Here is a 13907-nt window from a genome sequence, read left to right as displayed (position 1 = left end):
ACGCAGCGGCCCGCGCCGCGCTTCGGCTCCGGCTTCGAACGAGCGTCGCGGCCGCTAATCACCAGCCCCGGGCGCGCCACTCTTCCAAGTGTGGCCGCTCGGCGCCGAGTGTCGTGGGCAGTCCATGGCCAGGGTGCACGAGGGTTTGGTCCGGATAAGCGTCGAACAGTCGTTCCGACACGTCGTTCAACAGAGACGTGAAGCGTGCAGGATCGTTCTGTGTGTTGCCGACGCCGCCTGGAAACAATGAGTCGCCACTGAAAATGTGGGCCGGCCCTTCCGGATCCTGGTACACGAAGGCGATCGAACCCGGGGTATGTCCACGCAGGTGGATTGCCCGGATTTCGACGTCCCCGAACCGCTCGACGTCGCCGTGGCCAAGCCGGACATCCACCGGAACCGGCAGCGCATCGGCGTCGTCCGCTCCTGCTGACGTGGTTGCCCCTGTGACTTCCACCAGCTCCGCCAACGCACGGACGTGGTCCCAGTGCTGGTGGGTGGTTGCGATCCGGACCAGCTTGGCGGGCTCGGCTGTATCGGCGGCGGCGTCCTGCAGAAGTTGCTGAATCGCTGGAAGGTCGTCGGCGGCGTCGATCAACAATTGCGCACCTGTGGACTTCGAGGTCAACAAGTACACGTTGTTGTTCATCTCGCTGACCGAAATGCTGCGGATGGTGACGTCAAGAGTTGAGTGAATAAGCGTGTCCATCCGTTCAGCCTACGTTGTTCGCTTCGCGGCCCTGCGAGACCCAGTTGGGGTCGGCGGAGCGTGAACCCACGACGGCGGCAGCGGCTTGGTCGAGCACCTCAAGCTGCGCTGTCCCCAGTTGCAGGGACAGTGAGCCGAGGTTCTCATCGATCCGGTGCGCCTTGCGCGTGCCAGGGATGGGGACCACGGGGATGCCTATGCGGCGGCCCTGTTCAAAGAGCCAGGCCAAAGCAACCTGCGCCGGGGTAGCTTCGAGTTGCGCGGCTACCTCGCGGACCGCTGCCACCACGGCCTGGTTCGCATCAAGTGCCTCGTCGCCAAAACGGGGGATCTTGTGCCGGAAGTCATTCTCGCCAAGATCGCCGGCGTTGACGGTTCCTGTGAGGAACCCGCGGCCCAGCGGCGAATAAGGCACGAACCCAACGCCAAGCTCCTTGGCCGCAGGCACGACATTGAGCTCAACATCCCTGCTCCAGATTGACCATTCACTCTGGACCGCGGCAATGGGATGGACGGCGTTGGCCTGCCTGAGCTCCTCGGCTGTCACTTCGGACAAGCCGAGGTGCCGGATCTTGCCCTCACGGACCAGCTCCACCATGGCCTCCACGGTTTCCACTATCGGAACGCGGAGGTCACGGCGGTGCATGTAGTAGAGGTCAATCACGTCAGTGCCCAAGCGCCGGAGGCTCGCCTCTGCCGCCTGCCTGACGTAGGGTGCATCCCCGCGGACTCCCGTGTATCCGTCCGCGGGGTTGCCCTCAATCCCGAATTTCGTGGCTACCTGGATCTCGTTGCGGCGTTCCTTGAGGAGCCTGCCCACGAGTTCCTCGTTGCTGCCTGCGCCGTATACGTCGGCGGTGTCGATGAACGTGATCCCGGCGTCCACGGCATGCCTCAGGGTTTCCAGGCCTGCCTCGGGGTCGATTCCGCCATAGACGGGTGTGAGGGCCATGCCTCCGAAGCCGAGGGGGCTGACAGTGAGGCCATCTCCGAGCTGAACTGCAGTCATGAACGTCTCCAATGCGCGTTTGGGTGCTCTTGAAGTCGTGAACCCCTTGGGTGCGGCTGGTATTCCGGCGGATGCACGCTTTGCCTTGCCCGATTCGATGCGCCGCTGCACATTCGATGCTTAGCTGAGCACCGGCACAGGGGCTGCGCCGGCCGATTCGTTGGTCCGCTGCGCACTCGATGGTGCGCAACGTCTAATGCGCAGCGGGCCCACGAAATGGGGCCGGTAGGCCGGGACTACTCGAAGTCGGTTTGCGGTTTCCCGGAGGTCAGGGCTTCAACCCCGCTGCGCATTCGGGGGTCCGCTACCCACGCGGCCGCCGATTCGATGCTTAGCTGCGCACTCGATGGTTAGCGGAACACCCGCACGGGGTGGTGCCGGCCGATTCGTAGATCCGCTGCGCATTCGATGCTGCGCAACGTCTAATGCGCAGCGGGCACACGAAATGGGGCCGGTAGCCGGGACTACTCGAAGTCGGTTTGCGGTTTCCCGGAGGGCAACGCCTTCAAACCGGCAGCACATCCGACGATCCCCGCGATGAACAGGAGCTTCAGCGGGCTCGCAGATTCTACGCCCGTGATCATGGCCCAGCCAACGGTCAGGGCAGCGCCGATACCCACCCACACTGCATAGGCGGTGCCGAGCGGGATGCGCTTGACCGCGATACCCAATCCGAGCATGCTCAGGACCGCGGTGACGGCAAAGACCACGGTGGGCAGGAGTTGCGTGAAGCCGTTGGACAGGCCCAGGGCAGTGGCCCACACGGCTTCAAGAATGGCTGAGGCCAACAGGATGATCCAGAAGATGCCTGTGTTTCTGGTGTTCGTTTCGGTACTCATGGCTACGCCACCACCTTCAGGCCGACCACGCACGCGCCGATGCCCGCAAGCAGGAGCAGCCGGGCCGTCGTCGTGGGTTCAACCTTGGTGATCATTGCGTAGGCCGCTGTCAGCACCACGCCGACACCCACCCACACTGCATAAGCCGTGCCCGTGGGGATGGATTGCATCGCGATCGCGAGTCCGCCCATGCTCGCGATGACGGCAACGAGGAAAACGACTGTGGGTACAGGTTTACGGAAGCCTTTGGAACGGTGCAGTGCTGCAGCCCAGACGGCCTCGAACGCGCCGGAGAAGATGAGAATTAACCACGACATGACATTTCCTTTGGCCAGTCTTGTCGCGTGCCGGGTACTGAACCGTCGTCCGGAGGTTCCAGAGCGGAACCTTCATTTCAGGCTAGCAACTCCCGCGCAGGGTGGCCACTTGTGGTGGCGAAGGTCACCCGACGTGGTCGATCGAGATCACGGCAACAAAGCCCCGGCCCGAGATTTCGGGACTCCGTGTGTCCGAGCCGACCACGGCGTCGTACCGGGCCAAATCGACCGGTTCGCCAGGGCTGGTTGCCGGAGCATCGCCGTCGGACTCTTCATCGGCGCCGGGCGCAACCGTTGCCTTGCCCTCCAACAGCACTGCCAACTGCCCTTCGAACACCGGGTGTGCGCGTTTCTTGGAAATCTCAACGATCGACGTGTAGCCCTTGAAGGCGCCCTCGCGTGCGATCACGTTCAGGTCCCGGATGTCTCCCGTGGGCAGGGTTGCCGACGAAGCCGCCTCTCCGGAGAAACGGAACGGACGGTACTTCTCCAACGGGTGTTCCGAGCCGTCCACGGTCAGAAGAAGGAGCTCGCCGTCGATGATGGTGATGACCCGCTCCATGCCCGGGAACACGGAGAAATCGCCGGCTTTTGAGACATCCGCGATGCTGACGCGCCAATCCCAAGCACCGTCCTGGGCGGATGCAGCTTTGGGGTGGCTTGCGAGCTCGCGGGTCACCCCGCCCCCGTTGCGCCACGGTTCGGGACGGATATCGGCAAAACGGATAATCTCCATTCGACCAGCCTAGTGGTGGACGGCGCTTCTTCGTTGCCGTTGTGGCTTGCTAACGTCATATGTGGAAAACGTTGCGGAATTGGTTGGAGGCACGGGAATGTTCGTCAAAGTGTGCGGCTTGAGCACGCCCGAATCCGTGCAGGAAGCCGTCGACGCCGGTGCCGATGCCGTAGGTTTCGTCCTCACCGCCAGCCCGCGTGAAGTCAGCCCGGAGCAGGTCCGGATTCTGCTGCCCTTGGTGCCCTCTACTGTCAATGCCGTCGGGGTCTTCCGCCACGAGCCCGCCGCCGACGCCGTCGCAACTGCCCGTGCTGCCGGGTTGGAATGGGTCCAGCTGCACGGTCACCGCACAGCCGACGACGTCAAGACAGTGCACGACGCCGGTATGCACCTCATCCGGGCCGTCACCATGGGTGCGACCCAGGACGAGTTCGCTGACCTGGGCGAGGACGTGTTCCTGATCGACGCTGCAGTGCCTGGCTCGGGGGAGTCCTGGGACTACTCATCCGTTAGGGAAAAAGGGTTGGACGGCCGCGAATGGCTGCTCGCCGGTGGCTTGGAACCGGGCAACGTTGCTTTCGCTGCGTCCGCGGCCGGGGCGTGGGGCGTAGACGTTTCCTCCGGCGTTGAGGCGTCCCGTGGCGTGAAGGACCTGGCTAAGATCCGGGCGTTCGTCGAAGCCGCCAAAGCCTGATCCTCGATCACATCCCTCCCCCTTCGGGCCAACCCTCCTTCACTTCCGCGCCCCTTCAGGCCAACCCTCGATCACGTTCGTGCCCTTTCAGGCCAACGCTCGATCACGTTCGTGCCCTTTCAGGCCAACGCTCGATCACGTTCGTGCCCTTTCAGGCCAACGCTCGATCACGTCCGACCCCCTTCAGGCCAACCCTCTTTCGCTTCCGTGCCTTTTGAGGGTGACGCTCTTTCACGTTCAGGGTTGGCGGAAGCACGTGGGATGTGAGTGAGGGGATGGGGGTGGGATGTGAGTGAGGGTTTGGGGGATGGGGGTGGGATGTGAGTGAGGGTTTGGGGATGGGGGTGGGGTGTGAGTGAGGGTTTGGGGGATGGGGGCGGGATGTGATGGAGGATCGGCCGGAAGGGGGTGGGATGTGAGAGAGCGTTGGAGGCCAAAATCAGGGGGATCTCAGGGCAGACCCCGAGGCTTTTTGTCCGGGCCGCAAGGCAGAATGGAGAGTATGAAAACGCTGCTTAACATCATCTGGCTTGTCTTCGGCGGTTTTTGGCTGGCCCTGGGTTACTTCGCGGCCGGGATCATTTGCTGTGTCCTCATCGTCACGATCCCGTGGGGCATCGCGTCGTTCCGGATCGGCGCCTACTGCCTGTGGCCCTTCGGTCAAATGGTGGTTGAGAAACCGGGCGGTTCCGGGGTTTTCGCACTCCTGGGCAACGTAATCTGGCTGCTCGTTGCAGGCATTTGGATTGCCATCGGCCACGTGGTCACGGCTTTCGCAATGGCCATCACTATCGTCGGCATCCCGCTGGCCATCGCCAACCTGAAGCTGATCCCCGTATCCCTGATGCCCTTGGGCAAGCAGATCGTTCCAACCAACCAGCCGTTCGTCCGCAGTTACCGCTAGGACGCAGCTACCGCTAGGACGCAACTACCGCTGGAAAGCAGCCACGGCTCCGGTGCGCAGATCGAAACTGAACCGCCTCACCGAACGCCCGGTCCCGCTGTCGGCCTCTACGGCGAACGTGAGTTCCAGCGTGTCCTGGCCGATGTCGGATTCAGTGATCGTGTAACCCGGCGTGAAGTACAGAACGTGTTCGCCGGGTTGAAGGTCTGTGGCCGGGAAGTCGGCCTGATTGCCGTGCGGCCCGTGAAGTACGACGCCGGTGATCACCCGGGTGGCGCAGTTTCGGACCCGTCCGGTGAAGGCGAGGATGTCCCCGGCTTTATAGCCCGGAATGATGGGGCCGTAGTTGAGATCCTGGGCTTCGCGTGTGCCGAGGACTTGGTCTCCCGTGTAGCCCTGCCCGATTTCCTTCCACGTTTGGACGTCCCATTGGCCGTCGCTGTTGGACGGAACCACGTGGAATTCTCCCGCGTTCTTCCACACGGCAGGCCTGCCAGGGGTAACGGACCGCAGTTCCATGTGAAACCCGAGGTCAGCCGATTCCAACGCATCCGCGACAGCCCGCAGTGGAGCGGAGAGTTGCCCCGTGAGCTGCTCGGCAGGGATCGAAGCGAACACGATCTCCCTGTAGCCCTGACGTTCGTAGAGCACGCCGATGTTTCCGTCCGGGAGCCGCGTCACGGTGGAGTAGGCCGAACTTCCCGGGCACACCACCAGCTTGACCGGCCACGTGGCGCCGTTGTCGGGGGATAGGCTCAGCACCGTGTTGCGACGCAGATGAGGGTCCTGGTTGTTGCTCGCCAGCAGCCAGGTTGAAGTCCCAACACCGTCGAGCCCAACTGAGCCCGGCCCAACACCACCCAGCCCATCGAAGCGCGCCAGTGATCCGTTGTCGCTCGGATCCGGTAAATCCGGCACGGGCTGAAGGGGACCCCACGTCTGCCCGCCGTCCTCGGATATGGCCGACATCCGGAGCGGGGTGGCACGCGAATGCATCAGCAACCGGCCATCATCCAGGCACACAACTTTGTTCTCGTTTGGTGCGACACCTGAGGGGTCCGGCCCGATCAGCGAGCCCAAAGTCCAGGTATCGCCGTGGTCGTCGCTGAACGCGGAAGCGGCCATGATGGAACCGCCAACCAACAGCACATACTGTTGCACCAATCGACCCGCAAAAGTACCGGTGTGAATCTGGATGCCCTGCCCAGCGGCCGCGAACAGTCCCGTGATTCCGGGATGGGCCAGTTTGAGCTGGGCGGTGAGCCGACGATGTTGCCAGGTGTCGCCGTCGTCGTCTGAATAGCTGACATCCGCGTGTTGCACGTCGTCATCCGGCTCCAAACCGGCAACGGCCTCGAAGAAACCCGCGTGAGTTCCGGCCGCGTGGAACATGAAGATGCGCCCGGTTTCAGCGTCAACCAGCAGGCTGGGATCACCGAAACCCTGGAGTCCGGAACCCGTGCGAACCAGTTGCTGCGGCCCCCACGTGACCCCGTTGTCGTAGCTGCGTCGGAGCAGAAGATCTATGGGGTTGGGGAGGTCGTCCAGGTTGGGTCTGCCATCGAACGCCGCCAGAAGTGTGCCACGACTGGAAACAGCCAGGGCCGGAATCCGATACTGCCGGTACCCGCCGACGCCGCGGACGGCCAGGACGCGTTCGATAGCGGGAGCAGCGTGCAGCGTGGAATGGAGATAGGATGTCACACCTCCATGGTAGCTCGACCCCGTTCTCCAGCTATAACCTAGGCGGATGAGCAACCCCGCCGCCCCCAGCGCACAGCACCGGGCCGAGGCCCTCAAAGAACGGGTCTACGTAACGTTCACCGGCTTGGCAGTTGTCCTTGCCATGCAGTCGCACGCGGAGTCACTCACCGCGGGCGAGGCTGCTTCCACGTTGGCTATCACGGTGGTGGGAACCCTTCTGGCGGTCTTCGTGGCCGACCTCGTATCGCACCTGGCCGTCCATGCGAAAACCCCAACCCGCTACGAGTTGTCGCATATGGCCGGCACCAGCTTCGGCGCATTCGGGGCGGTGGTTCTTCCGCTGATCTTTATCGGGGTGGCCGCCCTGGGCCGATGGAGCGTTGAAACGTCCCTGCGCGCCTCCACCATTGCCCTGGTCAGCGCACTGGTCCTGATCGGCTACTTGGCCGTCCGCAGGGTGGAGATGGCCTGGTGGAAGAAGCTCATTGCGCTGGGTGCCGAGTTCGCGCTCGGCCTGGCTGTTATTGCTTTGGAACTCCTCGCGCACGGCTAAAAGCGAGGCCTAAACAACCTGGTACGCCCCATCCTTCAACACGGCCACCGCGGAGCTTGCGTCCAATTCCGCCGCGATGGCAACGTCCTCGGAGTACCCTGCATCCACCAGTTCGCGCCCGCTGGAACAGCCACGCAAAACAGCTGCAAGGTGGGGTTCCGCGGCGTCGAAAGCCGCTGCAGCAGCCGCCGATTCCGGCGAGAAATTGTGCCGCCCCGCCGCTGCAAGCCCGGCAATGAACGCCCCGGCCCCGAGCTCGTCCTCCAAAGCTGGCCGCAGCCCAGCATGGCCCCACTTCTCACCCGCAGCGATCACGGCAATGACGGCATCTTCGGGCAGCGTGGCGAGGGCCCAGTCAGCAGTTGCGGCCGCGTTCCGAAGCGAGACGGCGACCACTTGCCGGGCGGTTGCAGCGAGTTCGTGGCTGATCGTGGAACCGTTGGGGGACGGCAAGACCACCCGGCCCAGCGTCCGCGCCGCGCGGAGACTTACGGGTGACAGACTCAGTCCTTCAGAGCCGCGCGGTCCCGCGAGCGAGGCCTCATGGTGAGCCGCAAATTCACTCGCCCCGGCGTCCCGGAGGGGATAGGGAAACACGGCCGCCCCGCGTTCGACCGCCACGCTGACGCATGTGGTGAACGAGAGGACGTCAACCACAACCGCAAGGTCTGCTCCGGGAACCACCGCACGGGCGCCGTCGAGCCCCCATTCGAACCGCACCGAGTACGGAAGCTGCCGCTGCGCCGCGCCGGGTTCGCTGAGCAAGGGGCTCACGCCAATTCGGCTGCGAGGTTCCGGCGCGCAGCGTCGAGCCAGAGGCCCTTGGCGCGTTCGCTGTGGAACAGCGGGTCGAGGTCCAGGAGCTGACGTACGACGGCGGCCCGCCCCTTGGCGAAGTCGGCGTCACCGACGTGGGCGTAGTCTTCGCGGACGGCAGCAAGATACCGTGCGTAGGACTGCTCGTCCCCGCCCAGGACGGAGAGATCCGCATCGCAGAGCAGGGCCCCGGCATGGTCGCCTGGTTCGGGTCTGTGGGTGGATGTGAGCCGGACCAGTCGGGCAACTTCTGCCACGTCCGCTGGAGCCAGGCCCGCAGCGGTCAATCGATCCTCGGCCAGGACGGCCGACTCTTCCTCGTCCTGCCCGGCCACTCCTTCATAGACGGCGTCATGAAACCAAGCTGCCAGGGCAACGGAGCGGGCGGGCAAGGCTGGCTCGGTAAGGATGTCCAAGGCTTCGAGGACGGCCAACAGGTGGGTCCGGCTATGGTATTTCCGCCCGTCTTCGCCCCATCGTTCAAGGAGTTCAAGGCCCAATTCTTCGTGCCCTGGGTACGTGGTATTCCAGCGTTCCAGCAGCGGAACGGTCAGGGCTTTGCTGCGTTCGCGGGCCGGAATGCGCAGCCCGCTGGCAATCAGTTTGCGTACCAGGATCCGGGCTTCCACGGGGATGGCGCCGGCCTGGACCAAGTCATCGTAGCGGCGTTCGGGAACGTCGTAGTGGTCTCCGTCGAAGGCGCGCTCGGGTACTCCGGCGGATGCTGCGAAGGCATGCAGCTCATCCAGCGACTTGTCCGAAACCAGATGCGAGAAGACTGTGCCGTGGGCCGGCCACAGGGGCGGATCGACGTAGATGGCCATGGCCAAAGTGTAGTCCCGGGCGATCATTCCCAGTTGCCAGAAGGCAACCCGGCCGGCAACCCAGCGTCCCAGCCGGCAACCCAGCGTCCCGCCCGGCGGACTACCCCAGCAACAGCTGCGCGCGCTCCGAAGCTTCGTGGCGGATCTGCTTCACGTCAGCCACTTCGGCTTCCAATTCCTTCATCCGAGTGGTCAGGTACTTGTCCAGCACTGTGGTGATCTTCGCATCGAAGCCGGTGCTTTCGCGGCAGGTGGCATCCGTGACGGCGATCTTCAGCTCCTTCTGGCCGCCGGCCTCGTGGCCCGCAGAGACTGCTTCGCCGGGATGGCTGTAAGGGAAGGCTGTTGTGGACATGCATTCTTTCCAGGACTCGACGGCGGACTGGACCCCGGCGTCCTGGCCGGCGGCGTTGGTGGCGACCATCAGCGAGTTGAGAGCCAAGCCGGTTGCCCTCATGTACTTGTCGGCGTTCCCGTAGATGGCGGTGATACCTTCGGCGTTGCAACCTCCCCACAACATGCCCGTTCCTGCTGAGGACCGGACCACGTTTTGTTCCGGGGAACCGCCGCCGTTGAGGGCCTGCTGAAAGCCGGGATCAGCCATGAGCTTTCCCAGGGTGGAATCCGGCGCAGGCTCACCCGGCCCCTTGGGCTTGGACGATGCGTAGCCGAAAGTGCGCGCAGTTTCCACGGTGAGGCTGTCGAAACCGATGAAGTTCTTAAGGTCCACGGACTCCTGTCCCGATGAAACGGGCGTGTAGTCATAGCCCGCCGTGGCCATGCACCTCCGCACGGCTTCAGCGACCCCCTTTTCGGCCTCTGGGTCAGCCGATGCGAACTGCTCAGCGGCCAGGGTGATGCCGGACACCGGATGCTCCCCGCGCGCCAGAGCTTACGGGTGCATTCCGCGGGTAAGGGTGCGCCGAAGCAACGACCCCGCCGCCACGTCCCCAACCCAAAGTCACATTGCGTTTGCGGCAACATGGGGCGCACACGAGCGCAAATACGGCACTACACTCATTCCATGCCGCAAATACGAATCTCCGAAGCCGCCCGGTTCCTCGGTGTCAGCGACGACACCGTGAGGCGCTGGACGGAAAACGGGACGCTCACTCCGCAGAAGGATCCAGCTGGGCGCCTGGCAGTGGACGGCCTGGAGCTCGCAACGATCGCCCGCAGCCAATCCCACCTTCCAGACGACCAGTCGAGGTCCGGCAGCTCGGCCCGGAACCGCTTCGTGGGCCTGGTAACCGGCATCACCGCGGACAAGGTCATGGCCCAGGTGGAGCTTCAGTGCGGACCGTTCCGTGTGGTGTCCCTCATGAGCAGCGAGGCTGTGCGGGAACTTGGGCTGGAGCTAGGTTCTGTCGCCACGGCCGTGGTCAAGGCAACCAACGTCATTATCGAAACACCCCAGGGAAAGAGCATCATATGAGCATCAGCCGCAAGACCATCACTGCGCTGCTGGCCGCAGGGGCGCTGGCTGCAGGCGTGGCCGGCTGCGCGGGCAGCAGCAACACTCCGGCAGCAACGAGCCCGGCCAGCTCCTCCTCGTCGATATCCGGTGAGATCACCGTTTTCGCCGCAGCATCCCTGAAGGCTACCTTCACCAAGCTCGCCAGCGACTTCGAGGCCAAGAACCCCGGCACCAAGGTCACCTTGAACTTCGCCGGATCATCGGGCCTGGTCACCCAGATCACCCAGGGCGCACCGGCAGACGTCTTCGCCTCGGCCGATACCAAGAACATGGCCAAGCTGTCCGACGCCAAGCTCATCGACGGTACCGCCACCAACTTCGCCACCAACGTCCTGGAGATTGCCGTCCCGCCAAGCAACCCGGCGTCGATCGCTTCCTTCGCCGATCTCGCCAAGTCCGGCGTGAAGGTAGTTGTCTGCGCCCCGCAGGTTCCCTGTGGGTCGGCCACCGAAACCATTGAAAAGGCAACTGGAACCACCCTGGCCCCGGTCAGCGAAGAATCCTCCGTGACTGACGTCCTGGGCAAGGTTACTTCCCAGGAAGCGGACGCCGGCCTGGTGTACGTCACGGACGTCAAGACCGCCGGTGAGAAGGTCAAGGGAATCCCGTTCCCGGAGTCGGACAAGGCCGTGAACACCTATCCGATTGCTACATTGGGCGCGAGCAAGAACAAGGAACTCGCCCAGGCTTTCATTGCAGCGGTCACCAGCGCAGACGGCAAGAAGGTCCTGGACGACGCCGGATTCGGCACCCCGTAAGGGCGTTGCCGGCCAACATAAGGACTCCATGAATCGACGCAGCGGCACTGGCTACACAGGTGTCCCGTCATGGGTTTACGTCATCGCGGCAGCAGGGTCGCTTTTCATCCTGCTGCCGTTGGTGGCGATGGTGGCCAAGGTCAATTGGCCACAGTTCATTCCCCTCATCACCTCCGAATCTTCCCTGACAGCGCTCGGGTTGAGCCTGCGGACCTCGGCGGCGAGTACGGCATTGTGCGTTGTCCTGGGCGTCCCCCTGGCACTCGTTCTTGCCCGCCAGCCCTTCCCTGGCCAGCGGCTGCTCCGGGCTTTCGTCCTCCTTCCGCTGGTGCTGCCACCGGTCGTCGGCGGTATCGCGTTGCTCTACACCTTTGGCCGCCAGGGCTTGCTGGGTAAGTCCCTGGAGGTGGCCGGGATCCAGATCGCGTTCTCCACCACTGCGGTGGTCCTGGCCCAGACGTTCGTGGCCCTGCCGTTCCTGGTGGTCAGCCTCGAGGGAGCCTTGCGCACGGCCGGCAGCAAGTACGACGCCGTGGCCGCCACCCTCGGCGCCCGGCCCACCACCGTTCTGCGTCGAGTCACCCTCCCGCTGGTCCTGCCGGGGCTCGCGTCCGGCGCCGTGCTCTCCTTTGCCCGCAGCCTCGGCGAATTCGGCGCAACGCTCACCTTCGCGGGCAGCCTCCAAGGCGTCACCAGGACCCTGCCGTTGGAGATTTACCTCCAGCGCGAGACCGACGCCGATGCCGCCGTTGCGCTGTCACTGCTCCTGGTGGCTGTGGCCGTTGCTGTGGTTGGCCTGAGTTATGGTCGTCGCCGGTCCAGCGCGCCTGTGAAGGAACAGTTGTGACATTCGACCTCACCGCCAGCCTGCCGGCCCGCAACTTCGAGATGTCCCTGAGTCTGGGCCCCTCTGAAACCCTGGCCATTCTGGGCCCGAACGGTGCCGGCAAATCCACGCTGCTCGGCGTAATCTCAGGGTTGCTGAGGCCGGAGTCGGGTTCGGCCCGCCTCGGCGGCAGGGAACTGTTCACGCTCGACGGCGGCACGCGTCGGTGGAGCGCGCCGCACCTGCGGGGCACGGCCCTGTTGGCCCAGGAAGCGTTGCTGTTTCCGCACCTGAACGTGCTGGATAACGTGGCCTTCGGGCCGCGGAGTACCGGCGCTTCCAGGACCGAAGCCCGCGAGGTCGCCCGCCACTGGCTGGACGAGGTGGACGCGCTGGCCCTCGCGAACCGGAAACCTGCCCAGTTGTCCGGAGGCCAGGCCCAGCGCGTAGCGGTGGCGAGGGCCCTGGCCGCTGAGCCCGAGCTGCTGCTGCTCGACGAACCAATGGCAGCCCTGGACATCCATACGGCCCCGCTGCTGCGCCGGGTGCTGAAGCGCGTCCTGGCTGACCGGAAGGCCATCATCGTCACGCACGATGTCCTGGACGCCTACATGCTGGCTGATCGCGTGATCGTGGTGGAAAGCGGCCGGATCGTCGAAGAAGGGCCGACGCGCCAGGTCCTGGAACGGCCCAGGAGCCACTTCGCAGCCGGACTCGCAGGACTCAATCTCGTCGCCGGCACTCTCGGCCAGGAAGGGATCACGACGCCGGATGGCCGGGTTTTCGCAGGACAGCACGATCCTGATTGGTCACTCGTGGCGGGCCAGGCAGGCGTCGCAGCGTTTCCGCCGTCGAGCGTTTCCGTCTTCCTGGGCGACGTGCACGGAAGTCCCCGCAATTCTTTCCCGGTGACCATCACCGACCTCGAGCCCCACGGCGACCAGGTCCGCGTTCGTGCCAGTTCCGGACCCAGCAACACCCTGTCCGCCGACATCACCCCGGCCGCCTCCGCGGACCTTGGCCTGGCTCCGGGAATGGAAGTGCGGTTCGTGGTGAAGTCGGCGCTGGTGTCGGTCTATCCCGCCTAAGGCCTAGTCCCGGTACATCCGCTCGGCGTACGACGGGCCGTAGTAGGACTCAAGCTCTTCCAGCGGCGTTTCGGGCTGGGTGTAGGCCTGGGCGAGCACCGCGATGCTGGGAAGGTTTTCGGGATCCCACGTTTCCGGCTGCCACAGCCCGCTGCGCATGAACGCCTTGCCGCAGTGCGTGAACACTTCCTCCACCGAAACCACGACGGCGGCGCGCGGCCTGTGCCCTTTGACCACCATCTGGTCGAAGAAGTCCGCGTCGCGCACAATACGTGCTGTGCCGTTGATCCGCAGGGTGTCCGTCCGGCCGGGAACCACGGAGAGGATGCCGACATTGGGGTTCTCCAGGATGTTGTGGAAGCCGAACGCCAGCTTGTTTCCGGGGCGCTCCGGAATGGCGATGGTGTGCTCGTCCAGGACATGGATGAAACCGGCAGGGTCCCCCTTGGGCGAGGCATCCACGCGGCCGTTCGCATCCGTCGTCGAGAGGACGCAGAACGGGCTGGCGGCCAGCCATTGCCGGTCGAATTCGCTGAGCGAGGTGCGGACCTTTTTCCGGGTGCGCTCCAGGGGCAATCCGATCAGGTCTTCGAGCTCTTCAGTGGTGGAGATGGTATCCATGACCCCAGCCTAACCGGGTAGCTCTGGACACC

General features: G+C 64.4%; 18 protein-coding genes and 1 riboswitch. Of the genes, 8 read left to right on the top strand and 10 right to left on the bottom strand.

Annotation, left to right across the window (positions count from 1 at the left end; genetic code table 11):
• Positions 1-58: 58 nt before the first annotated feature.
• Together PJL15_RS09630 and PJL15_RS09625 are read right to left on the bottom strand one after the other, a co-directional pair.
• Positions 59-709, bottom strand: coding sequence for an MBL fold metallo-hydrolase (locus PJL15_RS09630; protein WP_281450927.1), 651 nt, complete (start codon positions 707-709; stop codon positions 59-61).
• A 4-nt stretch (positions 710-713) separates the two neighbouring features.
• A complete protein-coding gene (locus PJL15_RS09625) occupies positions 714-1718 on the bottom strand; it encodes an aldo/keto reductase (RefSeq protein ID WP_281450926.1) in 1005 nt (334 codons plus the stop codon).
• Here PJL15_RS09625 and PJL15_RS09620 point away from each other — a divergent pair.
• A complete protein-coding gene (locus tag PJL15_RS09620; RefSeq protein ID WP_281450925.1) occupies positions 1717-1842 on the top strand; it encodes a hypothetical protein in 126 nt (41 codons plus the stop codon). The two genes, PJL15_RS09625 and PJL15_RS09620, sit on opposite strands and share 2 nt — an antisense overlap.
• 340 nt (positions 1843-2182) lie before the next feature.
• Here PJL15_RS09620 and PJL15_RS09615 read toward each other — a convergent pair whose 3' ends face one another.
• The 3 genes from PJL15_RS09615 to PJL15_RS09605 all read right to left on the bottom strand — a co-directional run bounded on the left by PJL15_RS09615 (position 2183) and on the right by PJL15_RS09605 (position 3610).
• Complete coding sequence (locus PJL15_RS09615) at positions 2183-2557, bottom strand: DMT family transporter (protein ID WP_281450924.1); 375 nt, start codon at positions 2555-2557, stop codon at positions 2183-2185.
• Between the two features lie 2 nt (positions 2558-2559).
• On the bottom strand, positions 2560-2874 hold the full coding sequence (locus PJL15_RS09610) for a DMT family transporter (RefSeq protein WP_281450923.1): 315 nt from the start codon (positions 2872-2874) through the stop codon (positions 2560-2562).
• Between the two features lie 9 nt (positions 2875-2883).
• Positions 2884-2949, bottom strand: a riboswitch (guanidine-III (ykkC-III) riboswitch).
• Between the two features lie 49 nt (positions 2950-2998).
• Entirely contained in the window at positions 2999-3610 is a 612-nt protein-coding gene (locus tag PJL15_RS09605) for a HutD/Ves family protein (RefSeq protein ID WP_281450922.1), read from the bottom strand.
• A gap of 97 nt (positions 3611-3707) precedes the next feature.
• Between PJL15_RS09605 and PJL15_RS09600 the strand changes: the two genes are divergently transcribed.
• Together PJL15_RS09600 and PJL15_RS09595 are read left to right on the top strand one after the other, a co-directional pair.
• Positions 3708-4304: a phosphoribosylanthranilate isomerase gene (locus PJL15_RS09600; protein WP_281450921.1), complete on the top strand. Its 597-nt coding sequence runs from the start codon at positions 3708-3710 to the stop codon at positions 4302-4304.
• A gap of 502 nt (positions 4305-4806) precedes the next feature.
• On the top strand, positions 4807-5208 hold the full coding sequence (locus PJL15_RS09595; RefSeq protein ID WP_281450920.1) for a YccF domain-containing protein: 402 nt from the start codon (positions 4807-4809) through the stop codon (positions 5206-5208).
• A 24-nt stretch (positions 5209-5232) separates the two neighbouring features.
• Here PJL15_RS09595 and PJL15_RS09590 read toward each other — a convergent pair whose 3' ends face one another.
• Complete coding sequence (locus PJL15_RS09590; RefSeq protein ID WP_281450919.1) at positions 5233-6912, bottom strand: sialidase family protein; 1680 nt, start codon at positions 6910-6912, stop codon at positions 5233-5235.
• A 46-nt stretch (positions 6913-6958) separates the two neighbouring features.
• Here PJL15_RS09590 and PJL15_RS09585 point away from each other — a divergent pair, with 46 nt between their 5' ends.
• Entirely contained in the window at positions 6959-7465 is a 507-nt protein-coding gene (locus tag PJL15_RS09585) for a hypothetical protein (RefSeq protein ID WP_281450918.1), read from the top strand.
• Positions 7466-7474: 9 nt separating this feature from the next.
• On the opposite strand, the gene PJL15_RS09580 is transcribed toward PJL15_RS09585, so the two are convergent.
• The 3 genes from PJL15_RS09580 to PJL15_RS09570 form a co-directional block, all read right to left on the bottom strand.
• A complete protein-coding gene (locus tag PJL15_RS09580) occupies positions 7475-8239 on the bottom strand; it encodes a 2-phosphosulfolactate phosphatase (RefSeq protein WP_281450917.1) in 765 nt (254 codons plus the stop codon).
• Entirely contained in the window at positions 8236-9105 is an 870-nt protein-coding gene (locus PJL15_RS09575) for a DUF4031 domain-containing protein (protein ID WP_281450916.1), read from the bottom strand. The genes PJL15_RS09580 and PJL15_RS09575 overlap by 4 nt, the downstream gene beginning before the upstream one ends.
• Before the next feature lie 100 nt (positions 9106-9205).
• A complete protein-coding gene (locus PJL15_RS09570) occupies positions 9206-9973 on the bottom strand; it encodes a hypothetical protein (protein ID WP_281450915.1) in 768 nt (255 codons plus the stop codon).
• A gap of 156 nt (positions 9974-10129) precedes the next feature.
• Between PJL15_RS09570 and PJL15_RS09565 the strand changes: the two genes are divergently transcribed.
• Genes PJL15_RS09565 through PJL15_RS09550 form a run of 4 tightly spaced genes read left to right on the top strand, consistent with a single transcriptional unit; the run spans position 10130 to position 13254 of the window.
• Positions 10130-10540 (top strand): TOBE domain-containing protein, encoded by a 411-nt coding sequence (locus PJL15_RS09565; RefSeq protein ID WP_281450914.1) that lies wholly within the window; start codon positions 10130-10132, stop codon positions 10538-10540.
• Positions 10537-11340 (top strand): molybdate ABC transporter substrate-binding protein, encoded by an 804-nt coding sequence (gene modA, locus PJL15_RS09560; protein WP_281450913.1) that lies wholly within the window; start codon positions 10537-10539, stop codon positions 11338-11340. Before PJL15_RS09565 ends, modA begins: the two co-directional genes overlap by 4 nt.
• A 28-nt stretch (positions 11341-11368) precedes the next feature.
• Entirely contained in the window at positions 11369-12187 is an 819-nt protein-coding gene (locus PJL15_RS09555) for an ABC transporter permease (RefSeq protein ID WP_281450912.1), read from the top strand.
• Positions 12184-13254: a sulfate/molybdate ABC transporter ATP-binding protein gene (locus tag PJL15_RS09550; protein ID WP_281450911.1), complete on the top strand. Its 1071-nt coding sequence runs from the start codon at positions 12184-12186 to the stop codon at positions 13252-13254. The genes PJL15_RS09555 and PJL15_RS09550 overlap by 4 nt, the downstream gene beginning before the upstream one ends.
• Positions 13255-13257: 3 nt before the next feature.
• Here the strand turns inward: PJL15_RS09550 and PJL15_RS09545 are convergent, their stop codons facing one another.
• Entirely contained in the window at positions 13258-13875 is a 618-nt protein-coding gene (locus PJL15_RS09545; protein WP_281450910.1) for a pyridoxamine 5'-phosphate oxidase family protein, read from the bottom strand.
• Positions 13876-13907 lie beyond the last annotated feature (32 nt).

The sequence above is a fragment of the Paenarthrobacter nitroguajacolicus genome (assembly GCF_029952445.1).
GTDB lineage: Bacteria > Actinomycetota > Actinomycetes > Actinomycetales > Micrococcaceae > Arthrobacter > Arthrobacter nitroguajacolicus_B.
Note: the sequence above shows the minus strand (reverse complement) of the source record. Positions and strands in the feature narration are given on the sequence as shown.